A 14,956-nucleotide genomic window follows, 5' to 3' on the forward strand; every position below is an offset into this window, starting at 1 on the left:
TAACAGTATGATATAGAAGTATTTAATCCTTTCAGGTGCATATATGGCCACCCTTTCCCTGGCATCCACCGCATTTCTCATGCCCGGTAATGTGGCATGGGCTCCTTTGGCCCGACATGCACAGTTGCAATTTTGCCCTCAAGGTCAATGGCAGCCGATGGCCGCTTGTGACGGACATCTGGTGCTCTGGTTTTGGGAGCAACTGCTGACCGACAGCGAATGCCAGCATTGGTACACCTTGGCTGAACCCGCATTGTCCGAGACCATCGACACCTGGTTGGAAGCATTGCTCTCGCCACTGCGGGGGCTCCCTCATCTTTATCTTGGTGCCTGTTCACTGCAAGGCGGTGGTGTGAGTAGCGCTCTTCATCCCTGGATGATGCAGCTGGATGTCTGCTTTACCCGAGCGCTTGCACGTCACCACATTAGGGATTTGGGGCTGGGTCGCTGGCTCTCTGAGCAGGGGCGAGCCCATTGTGTGGACGAGCGTAATCGTTACCTTCTTTCTTGTCCTCTCTCGATGCACGGCTTGACCAGCCTTGCCGACTGGATTGCCGCGCGTTGGATGCTTGATCAGGCGCCAATACGCAAGGTGCTGGTGCTCGATTGTGACAATACCCTGTGGGGGGGGGTAGTGGGTGAAGAGGGGTTGACTGGCCTTTACCTTGGTCAGGACGGTCTCGGCAAACTCTATCAGTCGTTTCAGGATGCGGCGCTCTACTGGTATCAGCGCGGCGTGTTGTTGGCATTGTGCTCTAAAAACGAGCCTGCAGATGTTTGGCTGGTGTTTGAGCAGCATGGCGCCATGAGACTCAAAAGGCGAAATATTGCAGCATCTGCCATTGGTTGGGGCTCTAAATCTCAAGGTTTGCGACATATTGCTGCCAGCCTCAATCTGGGGCTTGAGGCCTTGGTCTTCTGGGATGATTCCCCCCTGGAAAGGGCTGAAGTTCGCCATGCCCTGCCACAAGTCGATGTCATTGAACCACCAGCAGATATTTGGGCATGGCCTACAACCTTGCTCACTTATGGGGGGTTCTCGCGCATATTCAGTGGTGATGATGCTCTTCGTCAAGCCTCCTATCTGGCATTGGCAGACGCCGCCCGGTTACGTAGCGAGGTTGGCAGTGAACAACATTTTCTCGCCTCCTTGTCGTTGCGTGCGGCGATACAGCCGTTGGCGGTGGATAACCTTGCTCGTGCCGAGCAGATCATCCATAAAACCAACCAGTTTAATCTCTCCTGTCTGCGATATGAGGCGAGCGAGCTCAAACGGCTGGCGCAGTCTGGCTGGTGCTGGCTAGTGTCGTTGCAGGATCGCTTTGCCGATCATGGCTTGGTTGGCTTGGTGCTGATCATAAACATCACGCCCAAACTGGCATTGCTCGATACGCTGGCTCTGAGTTGCAGAGTGTTGTCCAGAGGACTCGAATATTGGTTACTGGATAGAGTCTCGGCTGCATTGCGCGAGGCGGGGATCGAGCGTCTGGTTATTGGCTCGAATCGTTGTGCACGTAATGAACCTGCGCTGACATGGTTGGCATCCCTGCCGTTGACCCCCTGTGATAATCCGGATCCCGCCCGTTTTTCCCATGAGCATTACCATAGTCTGGCGCTCGAACAGCTAAATTTGCCTTTTTTGGAGTTTTATCACCATGACTGATCTCTTCACTTTGTTGGAACAGCAGTTTCCTTCTGCAACCGTCACGCGAGGCGACTATCAGTTGGGACTTGGGGCCTTTCCGGAATGGGATTCGCTTGGTCATTTCAATTTTCTGCTGCTGGTTGAGCAGACGTTCTCGGTACGCTTCGAGCCTGAAGAGCTGGCGAAGATGAAGCAACTTCAGGACATTCGTGATGCGCTGTTGCGGCGTGGTCTTGTGCTGTGATTGAAGCTCTCTCTCATGTTCTTGGCTCCCTTGGGATCGCACGAGGGAGCGCTATCATGGTTCACACTGACGCCATGGCTGTGGCCCAGTTTCCTGGACGGGGCAATGAAGCCGGCATGCATGCTTTTTGGTTGGGGATGCAGGAGTGGCTTGGAAACGAGGGCACTCTGCTGGTGCCAACATTCACGTATAGCCTGACTCGCCAGAGCTGTTTCGACAGGGCGACATCCCCCAGTGAAGTCGGGTTGATGACGGAGCAGTTTCGCACTCTGCCAGGGGTTGCGCGGACCCGCGATCCTATCTTCAGCGTTGCGGTATGGGGCGCGGGGCGTGACCAGGTGGTTGCAGCAGGGGGTCATGACTGCTTTGGTGAAGAGAGCCCCTTCGCCTGGTTGGCGGCTCACGATGGCTGGATTGCCGGTTTTGCCTGTCATCCCGATCGCATTACCTTCACCCACTATGTCGAGCAGCAACTAGGTGTCGATTATCGCTTTATGAAACGCTTTGAGGGTGATGTCCGCGAGCAGGGAATGGTGCGCCCCTGGCATTGTGACTACTTTGTGCGAAGACTCGATCTGGCCAGCGAGATAGATCTTTCCCGTCTGGTTGAAGCCCTTAAAAATCAGGACAAATGGCACCAGGGGTTATTTGGCCGTTTACCAGTCTGGGCCGTTCGCTGCGCCGACTTTGCCGCGGTGGCAAAAGAGCTGATCGCTGTCCATCCCCATGCGCTTATCAGGGAGGGGAGATGAAACTGCACCATATTGGACTGGTGGTGGCCGAACTGGATCTTGGCGTACGTTATTGTTGCGAGACCCTCGGGCTTTCCCGCTTTAGCGAGCCGGTGCTCGATCCGTTGCAGCGGGTGCATATCTGTTTTGCCTATGATGATGCGGGGATTTGCTATGAACTGATTGCACCTGCCAGTGATGATAGCCCCGTCAGTCAGGCGCTACGAACCCGTCATAACCTGCTCAATCATCTGGCCTATGAGGTGGCAGACCTGGCAATGGCTGCCGAAAAACTGCGGGCCCAGCGTCATCTTCCCCTCGGGCCCAGCCAGCCAGCCATCGCGTTTGGCGGCGCCCACGTCCAGTTTTTCCTGAGCCCCCTTGGCCACATTGTCGAATTGATCGAGGCACCCACCCCATGAGTTTTTCACCCAAGAGCGGCTATCTGCCCACCGACTGGGACGACCAGGCACAAGTCGGTGAACAGCTGCATCGGCTGCTCACCCTGCTGTTTCCGCTCAATCGCAGCCTGACCGGGGACGGGGTTCGGCAGTCGCTGGCCCTGTGGCGCGAGCACTGCCTGCCCGAGCTGCGGATCCATGAAGTGGCCAGCGGCACCGAGTGCTTCGACTGGACAGTGCCTGACGAGTGGAACGTGCGGGAAGCCTACATAGTGGGGCCGGATGGACGCAGAGTGGTGGACTTCCAGGATCACAACCTGCATCTGGTCGGTTACTCGGAGCCGGTGCGCTGCACCCTCTCGCTTGCCGAGCTGCAGCCCCATCTCCACTCTCTGCCCGAGCAGCCGGATGCCATTCCCTATGTGACCTCCTACTACAAGCGCCGCTGGGGCTTCTGTCTGCCCCATCGGCTGCGTGAAGCGCTGCCGGAGGGAGAATATCAGGTGGTGATCGATGCCACCCTGGCCCCGGGCTCGCTCACCTATGGTGACTGGGTGCTGCCGGGGGAGAGCGAGCAGGAGATCCTGCTGTCGAGCTACACCTGCCACCCCTCCATGGCCAACAACGAGCTCTCCGGCCCCTGTGTCGGTGTATTCCTGATGGCCTGGCTTGCGTCACTGCCCACACGTCGCTACAGCTACCGGCTGATGCTGGTGCCTGAAACCCTGGGGGCCATCGTCTATCTCTCCCGTCATCTGGACCAGCTCAAGCAGCGCACCTTGGCCGGCTTCAACCTGACCTGTCTTGGCGATGACCGCAGCTACTCCTTCCTGCCCTCACGCCAGGGCAACACGTTGGCGGATCGCATCGGTCGCCATGTGCTGGGTCATCTGGCGCCGGGCTACAAGGCTTACAGCTTCCTGGAGCGGGGATCCAACGAGCGGCAGCTGTGCGCGCCCGGCATCGATCTGCCGGTCACTTCTGTGATGCGCAGTCGATACGGCTGTTATGCCGAGTACCACACCTCGCTCGATGACCTCTCGCTGGTGACGTCGGCCGGTCTGGCCGGCGGCTTCATGGCGCTGCGCCGTGCCATCGAGTGTCTGGAGCTGGACGAGCGCTGCGAGGTCACTGTGCTGGGCGAACCCCAGCTCGGCAAGCGGGGGCTCTACCCGGATTTGTCGACCCGCTATTCGGGCTGGCAGGTACGGGAGATGATGAATCTGCTGGCCTACAGCGACGGCAAGCTGACCCTGTTCGAGATTGCCGAGACCATAGGGGCGCCGTTCTGGCGGGTGGAGCCGCTGGCGCGGATGCTGCTGGATGCCGGGCTGCTGCGTCGCATCAGCCCGCAACCGGACTACTCGATCACCAGATAGGCTGGCCCCGGGTTGTGCGGGGTGCGACGGATGGCGTAGCGATCCAGCCCCAACACCTCCTTGAGGGCCAGGGTCTCCCCCGGAAAGGCGGGCCAGTTGAGCTCATCGAATGCCAGCACGGATCCCTTGGTCAGGTGCGGCTTGATGAGCTCGAGGCAGCGGCGGGTCGGCTCGTAAAGATCAAAGTCAAAATAGGCCAGCGCAACCATGGTCTCCGGCTGGCGAGCCAGATAGGCTGGCAGCGTCTCGGTCACATCCCCCTTCACTAACTCATGCTTGACGATATGCTCCAGCGGGCTTTCCGCCTCATGGGCGGCGAGCAGTTGGGCCAGATGCTGCTCATAGCCCGGCGTCACCCCGTAGGCACCCGGCTGGATGGCGGCGTCGCTGCCATCCTGCGGAGCGTGGGAAGGGAAGCCGCTGAAGGTATCGAATCCCACCAGCTTGCGGTTGTAGTTGTAGGGTTCATACATGCCGCGAAACGAGGAGAAAAGCGCTAGGTTTTGACCCCAGCGGGTACCGAAATCCATGATGACGCCGTGGACCGGCACGATCTTCTGATACAGCTCGTGCATGAACAGGATGCGGGAGAGCGACTGGCGCTTGAGGTAGAGGCCCAGGTTGTTCTGCAGCTCGGCTGCGGGCAGCGGGCTGGCGTGCAGCAACTCGCTGAAGGCCTGGCGGCGTGACAGCTCCTGCTCGGAGGCGTTGGAAATGGCCTTGATCATCAGTAGTCTCCTGTGTTTGTGTCGCCGGCCGGGGTCGACAGGCAGTGCACCACTTCATATTCGAGGTAATCGGCCAGCCCTAGCCAGTCCTGCCGTTCCTGGCACTGCAGCAGGGCGGCTACCAACCCGGGCGGCAGGTTGCCCTGCTCGGTGAGCACCTCTTGCAGCAGTTCCGGCAATGCCTGACTCGCAGCAACCGACTGCCCCAGTCGAAACTGGTGCGCCAGGGCGGTTAGGCGGGTGATCTGGTCGTTTTTCATTGCACGTACTCCGGGTGATAGCGGCAGCCGGCGATCTCCGCGCCTTCCCGGCTGCAGTTCCAGAACTGTACCTCGGGGTGGCGCGCTATGTAGCGCTCGAGCTCGGTGCGGTAGGCGGAAAAGTTCGGATTGGTCTTGACCCGCCGGCCATGGCCGTCGAGGGCCCAGCTGAGTGCCTGCGCGGCGCTGGGGCCGAGCGCACCATCGGCCCAGCCCGAGTGGGTGAGTTCGCCGGGAAAGGCGAAGTCGGTGCCCAGCAGGATGACCTGGTGGCAACCCATCTGTACGGCGAGATCCACCGCGGGATGAATGACGCTGCCGCCCGAGTGCAGCACGCCCTTGGGGTGCGTCTGCCGCAGCTGCTGATACATGGGGCTGCGGGAGTAGGCGGTCTTGCGCGGCCCCTGCCAGGCCAGCAGGGCTGCCGTGGGAACCGTGGGGTAATAGACCAGGGTGGTCTGGGCCGACTGGGCGGCGGGCAGCCGGTTGCCGTGGATGGCGTCATCGATGGTGACGACGATGTCGGGCCGGATACCGTGGCTGAGCAAAAACGCCAGCGCGGTATCGACGCTAATCAGAAGATAGTCCTGCCGACGGCGCTGCAACTGGGCCTGCAGGGTGGCCAGGTTGTGCTGCAGGGTTGGGCCACTCGCCACGATCAGCGCCTGCTTGCCCTGAGCCAGACCGAACAGGGAGGCCACATCGCCGTCGCCGGCCAGCAGATCGCGGTTTTCCGCCAGCCGCCGGGTGATGTCGGGGTGCTCGGCGTCGAACCTGGCCCGGGCGAACGGCAAATCGATTTCACTCACCAGCCGGTCGCGGATGCGGGCGGCAGCATCTTCCACCAGCAGCAGCTCGGGCGGCAGGGCGAAGAAGGGCAGCCGCACCTCCCCTTCGTCGCCGGCCATCATCAGCTCGACCCTGGGGTCCGTCAGCCAGTCCTGCTGGTCTAGCAGCCGCAGTACAAGGGCAAACAGGGCGCCATTCATGATCTTCACTTCCAGCCGCTTGAGGCTACTGCGCCCCAGCAGGGTGCGCGGCAGATCGCCGAGCCCGGTGCCGTAGAGGTGCAGCACCGGCTGCTCGGGCAGGCTGGCGGCCTGCAGCTCGGCTTCCTTCACCCGGTCGTGCCGGCTGGTGAGCTGTATGCCGTGGAGGCTTAGGGTGGAGCCGAGACCTTCGGTCAGCTCGGCCGGCAGGCTTTCAACGTCCTGTGCCAGCAAGCGGGGCCAGAGGGCGGGCCAGCGCTGGCTGATGAGCCTACCGTGCTGGTTGAAGAGATCATCACTCATCGTTGTCTATCCACTCCCAGCTCAGCGGTTGATTGGCACTCAGGCTGCGGTTGACCCGCTTGCCGATGAGCCGATCGTAATCGGCCGGGGGCAGGCCGAGGGCGGGGCGCACCGACTTGATATGCTCTGCGGTGAGCTGCTCGCCGGCGGCCATCTCCTTGACCAGATAGAGGGAGCGGCGAAATGCACGGTTACCCTGTTCACTGGCGGTGAGCTGGTAGTCAGCCACCCCAAGGGCGGCATGGGCGGTATTGACCGAGGCCACCAGCTCGGTGAGCTCGGCCGGTTCCATGGAGAAGGCGCAATCCGGTCCGCCGTCGGCGCGGGCCAGGGTGAAGTGTTTCTCGATCAGGGTGGCCCCGAGCGCGGTGGCGGCGATGGCGGTGGCAGAGCCGAGGGTGTGATCGGAGAGCCCCACCTCGACCCCGAAGCGCTGGCGCAACATGGGGATGGTACGCAGGTTGTACTCGGCTACCGGCGCCGGATAGCCGCTGACACAGTGCAGCAGGGCCAGCTGGCCGTTGCCATGCTTGAGCGCAATATCGACCGCGGCGGAGATCTCGGCCTCGTTCGCCATGCCGGTGGACATGATGAGCGGCTTGCCGGTCTGGGCGGCGTAGCGAATCAGGGGAAGATCCACCAGCTCGAAGGAGGCGATCTTGTAGGCCGGGCAGTCGAGGGATTCCAGCAGATCCACCGCACTGAAGTCGAACGGACTGCTAAAGACCGTTAGGCCCAGCTCGCGCCCCTTGGCAAACAGCGCCTGGTGCCACTCCCACGGGGTATGTGCCCACTCATAAAGATCGTAGAGGCTGTGGCCATCCCACAAACCGCCATGGATCTGAAATTCCGGTCGATCACTTTTGAGGGTTATGGTATCCGGGCGGTAGGTTTGCAGCTTGACGGCGCTGGCACCCGCTGCTTTGGCGGCGGTCATGATGGCCAGGGCGCGGTCCAGATTGCCATTGTGGTTGGCCGACAGTTCGGCAATCACATAGGGGGCCTGTTCCTGGTTGATGGGGCGATGATCGATCTGCATCTGTGTTCAGATTCCTGTGCCAAGTTGCCAGCCTTGCGGCGCCGGCTGCCAGGGGGCAGGGGGCGCTATCTGCGGTGGCTCGGCAAGATAGAGGGGAAATTGGGAGAAAATTGTTTGCAAGCGATGTGCCAGCTCTTGCCACTCCGCTGGTTGAAGTGGCCGGGCGGCCTGCCATGTCAGATGCTGACCGTCCAGAGTCAGGGTGAGCAGCAGTTGGTCATCATGGCGTAGTTGCCACTGTTGGCCATCTGGCAACAGTTGATAATCGGATTGTGGTAGCAGCCAGGCGGTGAGCCGATCCAGCCCCAGCCCATCCACCTGTTGCTGGCCGTGGCAGCGATAGTCATCTGCTTGCAATTCAAGTCGTTGCAGGGCCTGCATCAGCCGCTCAGGTTCATCCAGTTCGCTCAGGGTCAGCCGCTCTGCCAGCTGAAAGCGGGCGATCACCTCATCGTTAAACTGTTGGTTGTCGACGATGGGCACCGCCAGGGTCGGCAGGCCGAGACAGGCCCGCTCCCAGGTCATGCCGCCCGCAGCGCCAATGGCGAAGTCGTGTCGGCTCATCAGGTCGGCCATCTGGTCGCTCTGACGCAGCAAGGTGAGCGGCAGATCGGGCAGTTCGGCAACCCTTTGTTGCAGCTCGGGCCAGAAAGGATTGGCCCCACCGGCTACCAGAGTCCAGCTGACGGTTTTAGCCCATGGCAGTCGAGCCAGCGTATTGAGGGTGATGAGGCAGGCTCCGGCCGGATCGGCACCACCAAAGCAGATGAGGCCATGTCGCCACCGGCTGGCCTTTTGGCGTGCTAGCTGGCGATAGGCAGGGCGCAGCAGGGCATAGTCGGTGCCCAGCAGCAGCCGACAGTCGGCAGGGACGAGTGACTGGTAATCGGCTGTGCTGCGCTGTGGCCCCTGATCCAGCAGCAACTGACCATGATGAGGGCGATCGGCCAGATCGTCGATCACCAGCAACTGACCACAGTGACTTGCCAGTGTCTGCTCGATTTGCCGATCAATCTGGTAGTGATCACACACCAGCCACTCCGGGCGCAAGGTGGGCAAGGGGCCTGCATCGTCCAGATCACAGAGAGCGTGATGCTGGTGGGAGTGCAGCAGTGGCAACAGGTGCATAGGTAGCTGATGGCAGAGGAAGTGGCACTCGGCGCCAGCCGTTTTCAGCCGATCGGCGATGGCCAGACAGCGCATCAGATGACCCAGCCCAATCTCGGTGCCGGCGTCGAGCCGGAAGGCAACCTTAAACGTCATCTTGGGCCAGCACTTGATAGAGCAGTTCGGCCAGGTGCCAATCTTCCGGCGTGTCGATGTCGACCACCCTGTGTCTTGGCAGAATATGGCCAATCCCTTCTCCCCCTACCGGGCTGATCCCTCCCAGCCAGGCCGCACGGCTGCCCCAGTAGAACTGGCCGGCATCCTGATAGGCAGGCTCCAGATCCTGAGAGCGTTTCGCCATCTGCTCCGGCCAGAAGGGGGTGACCCGGCCCTGCTCGTCCATGCGCACGGCGCGCTGAATAGGGAAGCCAAACTCGGCCACGGTATAGACAAAGGGAGCATTACTTGCGCTCAGTCGCTGATGGGCGGCCTTCAAGTCATCGGCTTGAATAAGCGGGACCGTGGCATAGATGCAGCAGTAGTGCTTTGCCTGGATGCCGAGCTGGTCGAGCCGCTGGATGGTGTCGATCACCACAGGGGTGGTACCTGTGTGATCATCGGCGAGGTTGGCTGGCCGCAGAAATGGTACTTCCGCGCCCAGTTGACGAGCGACCTTGGCAATCTCCTCATCATCGGTGGAGACCACCACCTTGCTGAAACAGCTCGATTGTTGCGCCGCCTGGATGGCATAGGCGAGCATGGGCTGGCCACAAAAGGGGCGGATATTCTTGCGGGGAATGCGTTTGCTGCCACCCCGGGCCGGGATAATGGCGATGGCCATGATGGGTTCTCTCTGCTGGATTAATGACTGGCCAAAGCCAGGATAATCGATGACAACTCTTTGATTATTTTTGATATTATACTGGTTTTTCTGCTTGTATTATCGATTTTTGCTACGGAATGGCGGCCGTGTGGTCGATAAGAGAGACAGGTCATGGAAGTCATGGAAACTGTATGGCGTTGAAGATGAGTTATGGCGTTGAGCTACGCCCGATAGCGCCGTGGGATCTTCCCGCTTTGCGGCGTTGGCGCAATCAGGATGAGGTGCGAATGCAGATGGTATCCCAGACGCGTATTTCGCCACGGCAACAGCGCCAATGGTTCACCGCCACCAGTGAGCGGCGGGATCAGCAGCACTGGGTGCTCTGGTGCAAAGACGTGCGAGCGGGCTACGTCAATCTTAAAGGTGAGTCTCAGGGCGAGCTGCTGGGTCAGGCGATCGCCGATGCGGGACTCTATCTGGGCAACTCAACCGTGCGGCATCCCATGCTGGCTGTCGCTGCTGCCTTATCTCAGCTTGATCAGGGTTTTGATGAGTTGCACATCGGTTGTATCCGCACCCTGGTTCGGGAGAACAATCGCTCTGCCCTGCGTTTGAATGAACAACTGGGTTATAGCCAGATAGGACAAGAGAACGGATTTTTTGCATTGGAACTGCTGCCGGCGAATTACTATGCCGCCCGTGAGCGGCTACGGAGATTTTTCAGATGACAATCGCATTGGAACAGGTTTTTGCCGAGGCGCTGGGTCTCGATATCGGCAGCGTCAGCGATGAGCTGGCCTACAACAGTATCCCGCAGTGGGATTCTGTCGCCCACATGGGGCTGATTGCCCAGTTGGAGGATAACTACGGCGTGCTGCTCGACACCGATGACATTATCGACATGAGTTCGGTCGGCAAGGCGCGCGAGCTCCTGGCCAAGTACGGGGTCGCTTTCTGATGCTGGGGCTGTTGCAGGGCAAGCGGGTGTTGATCACCGGTGCCGGGCGTGGCATCGGTCTTGCCATCGCCCGCCAGTTTGCCTCTCAGGGGGCTGAACTGTGGCTGGGAGGCCGTGATGAGGTGACCATGAGCCAGCTGGTGACCGCGATTGGTACCGAGTTTGGGGTGCCTTGCCAGCCTCTCTGTTTTGATGTGGCTGATCCGTCGGCGGTCAAGCAGGCTTTTCAGCAGCTGTTTGCTCAGACTCGTCAGCTGGACGTGTTGGTCAACAATGCCGGCATGCTGGAAGAGGCGTTATTGGGAATGGCGAACCAGACCCATCTGCAAAAGACATTCAGCAACAATACCTTTAGCGTGATCTACTGCAGCCAGTATGCCGCCCGCATGATGCAGCGCAGTGGTGGCGGTAGCATCATCAATCTCGCCTCCCTGATGGGGCTGGTGGGGGCAGCCGGGCTCAGTTGCTATGCCGGCAGCAAGGCGGCGGTGATCGGTATTACCCAGTCACTGGCCAAGGAGCTGGCTGCCAGCCAGATCCGTGTCAATGCCATTGCTCCCGGTTTTATTGATACCGATATGGCGCATGCCATCCCGCAAGAGAAGTTTGCCGAGCGGGTGGCCAGCATCGCGATGGGACGGATTGGCACGCCAGATGAAGTGGCCAAGGTGGCCCTGTTTCTTGCATCCGACTTGTCGAGCTATGTGACCGGGCAGGTGATTGGAGTCGATGGGGGGATGGTGATTTGAACCGGCCTGATTTGCTGACCCATCTGGTTGAGGGTAACAGCGAGCCCGCCTGGCGAGACCCGCAAGAGGGGTGGCTCAGTTATGGTGAGCTGGCTCGGCGTGTGGCGCAGTTGGCCACCACCTATCCTGCTGGCCGCCATTTGGTCTACCTGCCATTTGTGACGTCTACCCTGCATCTACTGCACTACTTGCTGGCCCTGCGTGATGGCCACGCCATCATGCTGGCCGATCCTGCACAGGATGCCCGGTTGCACAGTGAACAGTGCCAGCGCTTTGGTGTTAGTCTGCGGGTACTGGAGGATGGGGCAGTTGCGCATCTTGGCGATGCGCCTTCACTTCACCCTGAGCTGGCCATGCTGCTGCCGACATCGGGCAGTACCGGCTCCTGCAAATGGGTGCGATTGTCGCGAACCAATCTTGATGCCAATGCCACGGCCATCGCCGAATATCTGGCGCTGAACGGGCGTGAGCGAGCCATCACCTCGTTGCCACTTTTTTACTCCTTCGGGATGTCGGTACTTAACAGCCATCTTTTGGTTGGCGCCTCGCTGGTTTCATGCACTGCCAGTCCCCTTGAGCGCCACTTCTGGGATGAGGTCAATCGCCACCAGGTCACCAGTGTGGCGGGGGTACCCTTTACCTTTCAGATGCTAAACCGCTTGCGTTTTGAGTGGGCCCGCTATCCCAGTCTGATGACCCTGACCCAGGCCGGAGGACGACTTGAGCCAGCACTGGCAAAACAGTTTGCCGAGCAGGCCGCTGCACTGGAACGCCGTTTTTTCGTGATGTATGGCCAGACCGAAGCGGCACCGCGCATCGCTTGGTTGGCACACGATGAAGTGATGATTGCCCCGGATGCCATCGGCCGTGCCGTACCGGGCGGGCGTCTCTCTCTGCGTCATGAGCCCGGCTTTCCTGACGGGGAGGGAGAGCTGGTTTACCAAGGGCCAAACGTGATGCTGGGCTATGCGGAGCGCCCTGAAGATCTGGCTCGGGGGCGTGATATGGATGCGCTCTTTACTGGCGATCTGGCTCGTTGTGATGAGGCGGGCCGATTCTATCTGACCGGACGGATCAACCGTTTCCTGAAGCTGTTTGGCAAACGGGTGAGCTTGGCTGAAGTGGAAGCCTGGTTGCAGGGGAGGGGCTATTCCTGCGCCGCGACCGGCCGCGATGATCGCCTGTTGGTAGCCATCGAGGCAGACGCGTGCCCCTGTGACGCACTACAGCTGGAGGTGGCCCGCTGGCTGATGGTGCCACCATCAAGCGTGCGTATCTACCAACACCATTTGCCACGACGCAGCAATATGAAGATTGATTATCCGGCCCTGTTAACAGAGCTGGAGCAACTATGAACAAGCTGTTTGATGCGCCGGTTTTTGGGCTGCCCCAACAGGAAAAAAGTGGGCTGCTCCTTGCTCGCCTGAATGAATTGACGCAGCGGCATGGGCAGGGGTGTCCAGCTTTTGCCAATATTCTGTCGGCGTTTGGCTGGGGTCAGGCCTCGACCTACCAAGAGCTTCCCTATCTGGCCGCCCGCCTGTTCAAATTGGCCCAATGGCAGAGCGTGCCGCAAGAAGAAGTATTCAAGGTGCTCACCTCGTCGGGCACCACGGGGACGCCGTCACGCATTGTGCTGGATCGGGATACAGCCGCGTTGCAGAGCAAGGTGCTGGTGAAGATCCTGCAAGAGTTCGTCGGCAAGCAACGGCTGCCTATGCTGCTGGTGGAGCAACCCGCCCTGATTCAAAACCGCAGCGGTTTTTCCGCTCGGGGAGCCGGTGCGCTGGGGCTCTCCTTCCTTGGCCGTGACCATACCTATGCCCTCGATGAGCAGATGCGGCCCAACTGGCCTGTCATCGAGGCGTTTTGTGACAAATATGCGGGCCAGCCGGTCCTGCTGTTCGGCTTCACCTTCATGGTCTGGCAATGTTTGCTGGAGCCGCTGCGTGAGCGAGGTCTGCAACTGCCGTTGACGCACGGCACGCTTTTTCACAGCGGTGGCTGGAAAAAACTGCAACACCTCGCGGTGGATAATCCGGCTTTCAAGCAACGTTGCCATGAACAGCTGGGGCTGAGTCGGGTGCACAACTTCTATGGCATGGTGGAGCAGGTGGGGTCGGTATTTGTCGAGTGTGAGCATGGCCATCTTCATGCTCCCCTCTTTGCCGATCTGCTGGTGCGGGATCCGCTGACCCATCGACCGCTCGGGGTCGGCCAACCCGGCTTGCTGCAGGTGATCTCTGCCATTCCCCAAAGTTATCCTGGCCACAGCCTGCTGACCGAGGATCTCGGCGTGCTGCTGGGGGAGGATGATTGCCCCTGCGGCCGTCGTGGCCGTTATTTCCATGTATCAGGACGTCAGCAAGGCGCCGAGGTGAGGGGATGCAGCGACACTTTCCAGTGAGCCTATCAGATGTAGAAGATGCCATCTGGCAAGCGGGGCCAGAGGTTGCTTTCGTGGCTCCCGTCAGCGGTTGGCAAGGTTTTGTCATTCGCCCGTTGCCAAGCTTTGCGCCCGTCATCTGCGACTTTGTGGCTGCGCTCTCTGCACGTCTGCTGAAGGAGGGGCGAGAGAACCCTGATCTGGCCGCCTTTGGCTTTTTGTTGCGGCCGCGCCAGATTGAGGTACAGCGCAAACGCATGGCAGGGCGTGCACCCTTGGGGATGGTTTTTCATCTGGTCCCCTCCAACGTGCCGACCGTCGCGTTCTACTCCTGGATCATGGCGCTGCTGATGGGCAATGGTTCCGTGGTTCGCCTCTCATCGCGCATCGACCCGGTGCAAGAGGCCATGCTGACCATCCTGAACGAGCTTTTCTCTCTGCCCGAGTGGCAAGAGATTGCCTCGCGTACCCGTTTTATCCGCTATGACCATGACGAACGGGTCACCGCCTGGCTGTCGGCCCGGTGCCGCCTTCGCATCATTTGGGGCGGTGATGAAACCATCGGTCGGGTACGGGCTATTCCGCTTTCACCCCGCGCTCAGGAAATCGTGTTTCCGGATCGCCGCTCCATGGCGGTGTTGGATAGCCAATGGCTCGCCAACCTGGATGCTGCCGCATGGCGGCAATTGGTTGCGGCTTTGCAACAAGACTTTACTCGCTTCAATCAGCAAGCCTGCGCCTCGCCCACCACGATTTGCTGGTTGGGCACTCCCGATAGTGTGTTGCGACGTCGTTTGCTCGAAGCCGTCTTTGCCCCCTTTGCAGGCAGCCCTGCCCTGATGATGGAACGCCTCATCAATTGTCAACAAAATGCCGCTCTCGATGGTCAGATGCAGCAGGAGACCTTTGCTGGCGTCACCTTATTGACTCCCACCGCCTCTTTGCGGCTTGAACACATCGGAGGAGGTACAGTTGCAGAATTCGTTGCCGATAACCTTGATGAGTTGCTGCTACAGCCTTGGGATATGCAGTCCTGTGTCTGGGCTGGCCCGGATAAAACGCAGCTTGAGCATGCGCTCCTGGTATCGCCAGGTTGTCGTATCGATAGGGTGGCAAGTCCGGGACAGGCGCTGGCATTCGAATGGCTCTGGGACGGCATCGACATGCTGGTGGCCTGCAGCCGTCGGCTTGCCCGCATTGAATAGTGGATTCCA

General features: G+C 60.1%; 17 protein-coding genes. 11 read left to right on the plus strand and 6 right to left on the minus strand.

Annotated elements, in window-relative coordinates:
* The first annotated feature begins 43 nt into the window (after positions 1–43).
* Genes G5380_RS00230 through G5380_RS00250 form a run of 5 tightly spaced genes read left to right on the plus strand, consistent with a single transcriptional unit; the run spans position 44 to position 4,400 of the window.
* Positions 44–1,663: an HAD-IIIC family phosphatase gene (locus G5380_RS00230; RefSeq protein ID WP_421323396.1), complete on the plus strand. Its 1,620-nt coding sequence runs from the start codon at positions 44–46 to the stop codon at positions 1,661–1,663.
* Positions 1,656–1,889, plus strand: coding sequence for an acyl carrier protein (locus G5380_RS00235; RefSeq protein WP_227340795.1), 234 nt, complete (start codon positions 1,656–1,658; stop codon positions 1,887–1,889). The genes G5380_RS00230 and G5380_RS00235 overlap by 8 nt, the downstream gene beginning before the upstream one ends.
* Positions 1,886–2,641, plus strand: a complete 756-nt coding sequence (locus tag G5380_RS00240) for an AAC(3) family N-acetyltransferase (RefSeq protein WP_408082949.1) — start codon at positions 1,886–1,888, stop codon at positions 2,639–2,641. The genes G5380_RS00235 and G5380_RS00240 overlap by 4 nt, the downstream gene beginning before the upstream one ends.
* A complete protein-coding gene (locus G5380_RS00245; RefSeq protein WP_005346679.1) occupies positions 2,638–3,042 on the plus strand; it encodes a VOC family protein in 405 nt (134 codons plus the stop codon). The genes G5380_RS00240 and G5380_RS00245 overlap by 4 nt, the downstream gene beginning before the upstream one ends.
* Positions 3,039–4,400 (plus strand): DUF4910 domain-containing protein, encoded by a 1,362-nt coding sequence (locus tag G5380_RS00250; protein WP_421352174.1) that lies wholly within the window; start codon positions 3,039–3,041, stop codon positions 4,398–4,400. The genes G5380_RS00245 and G5380_RS00250 overlap by 4 nt, the downstream gene beginning before the upstream one ends.
* Here G5380_RS00250 and G5380_RS00255 read toward each other — a convergent pair.
* From G5380_RS00255 to pseF, 6 genes are read right to left on the minus strand one after another with little or no spacing between them, the layout of a single operon-like run.
* Positions 4,382–5,128 carry a class I SAM-dependent methyltransferase gene (locus G5380_RS00255; RefSeq protein ID WP_421352175.1) on the minus strand — a complete coding sequence of 249 codons (747 nt, stop codon included), beginning with the start codon at positions 5,126–5,128 and terminating at the stop codon, positions 4,382–4,384. The two genes, G5380_RS00250 and G5380_RS00255, sit on opposite strands and share 19 nt — an antisense overlap.
* Positions 5,128–5,388, minus strand: coding sequence for a hypothetical protein (locus G5380_RS00260; RefSeq protein WP_129503720.1), 261 nt, complete (start codon positions 5,386–5,388; stop codon positions 5,128–5,130). The genes G5380_RS00255 and G5380_RS00260 overlap by 1 nt, the downstream gene beginning before the upstream one ends.
* Complete coding sequence (locus G5380_RS00265; protein WP_421332358.1) at positions 5,385–6,680, minus strand: motility associated factor glycosyltransferase family protein; 1,296 nt, start codon at positions 6,678–6,680, stop codon at positions 5,385–5,387. Before G5380_RS00265 ends, G5380_RS00260 begins: the two co-directional genes overlap by 4 nt.
* On the minus strand, positions 6,673–7,719 hold the full coding sequence (gene pseI, locus G5380_RS00270) for a pseudaminic acid synthase (protein WP_421352176.1): 1,047 nt from the start codon (positions 7,717–7,719) through the stop codon (positions 6,673–6,675). Before pseI ends, G5380_RS00265 begins: the two co-directional genes overlap by 8 nt.
* 6 nt (positions 7,720–7,725) lie before the next feature.
* Positions 7,726–8,982 (minus strand): UDP-2,4-diacetamido-2,4,6-trideoxy-beta-L-altropyranose hydrolase, encoded by a 1,257-nt coding sequence (gene pseG, locus G5380_RS00275; RefSeq protein ID WP_421352177.1) that lies wholly within the window; start codon positions 8,980–8,982, stop codon positions 7,726–7,728.
* Positions 8,972–9,667 carry a pseudaminic acid cytidylyltransferase gene (gene pseF / locus G5380_RS00280; RefSeq protein ID WP_421312067.1) on the minus strand — a complete coding sequence of 232 codons (696 nt, stop codon included), beginning with the start codon at positions 9,665–9,667 and terminating at the stop codon, positions 8,972–8,974. Before pseF ends, pseG begins: the two co-directional genes overlap by 11 nt.
* Positions 9,668–9,840: 173 nt before the next feature.
* On the opposite strand from pseF, the gene G5380_RS00285 reads away from it, so the two are divergent.
* From G5380_RS00285 to G5380_RS00310, 6 genes are read left to right on the plus strand one after another with little or no spacing between them, the layout of a single operon-like run.
* Positions 9,841–10,377, plus strand: a complete 537-nt coding sequence (locus tag G5380_RS00285) for a GNAT family N-acetyltransferase (protein WP_421312069.1) — start codon at positions 9,841–9,843, stop codon at positions 10,375–10,377.
* Positions 10,374–10,607 (plus strand): acyl carrier protein, encoded by a 234-nt coding sequence (locus G5380_RS00290; RefSeq protein ID WP_421223454.1) that lies wholly within the window; start codon positions 10,374–10,376, stop codon positions 10,605–10,607. Before G5380_RS00285 ends, G5380_RS00290 begins: the two co-directional genes overlap by 4 nt.
* Positions 10,607–11,356 (plus strand): SDR family NAD(P)-dependent oxidoreductase, encoded by a 750-nt coding sequence (locus tag G5380_RS00295; protein WP_227340787.1) that lies wholly within the window; start codon positions 10,607–10,609, stop codon positions 11,354–11,356. Before G5380_RS00290 ends, G5380_RS00295 begins: the two co-directional genes overlap by 1 nt.
* Complete coding sequence (locus G5380_RS00300) at positions 11,353–12,711, plus strand: AMP-binding protein (protein ID WP_421297082.1); 1,359 nt, start codon at positions 11,353–11,355, stop codon at positions 12,709–12,711. The genes G5380_RS00295 and G5380_RS00300 overlap by 4 nt, the downstream gene beginning before the upstream one ends.
* Entirely contained in the window at positions 12,708–13,763 is a 1,056-nt protein-coding gene (locus G5380_RS00305) for an acyl-protein synthetase (protein WP_421173048.1), read from the plus strand. Before G5380_RS00300 ends, G5380_RS00305 begins: the two co-directional genes overlap by 4 nt.
* The gene (locus G5380_RS00310; protein ID WP_421352178.1) at positions 13,742–14,947 is read left to right on the plus strand and encodes an acyl-CoA reductase; all 1,206 of its coding nucleotides are present in this window, start codon (positions 13,742–13,744) and stop codon (positions 14,945–14,947) included. Before G5380_RS00305 ends, G5380_RS00310 begins: the two co-directional genes overlap by 22 nt.
* Positions 14,948–14,956: the final 9 nt, after the last annotated feature.

The sequence above is a fragment of the Aeromonas sp. 604443 genome (assembly GCF_049170315.1).
Classification (GTDB): Bacteria; Pseudomonadota; Gammaproteobacteria; order Enterobacterales; family Aeromonadaceae; genus Aeromonas; species Aeromonas veronii_A.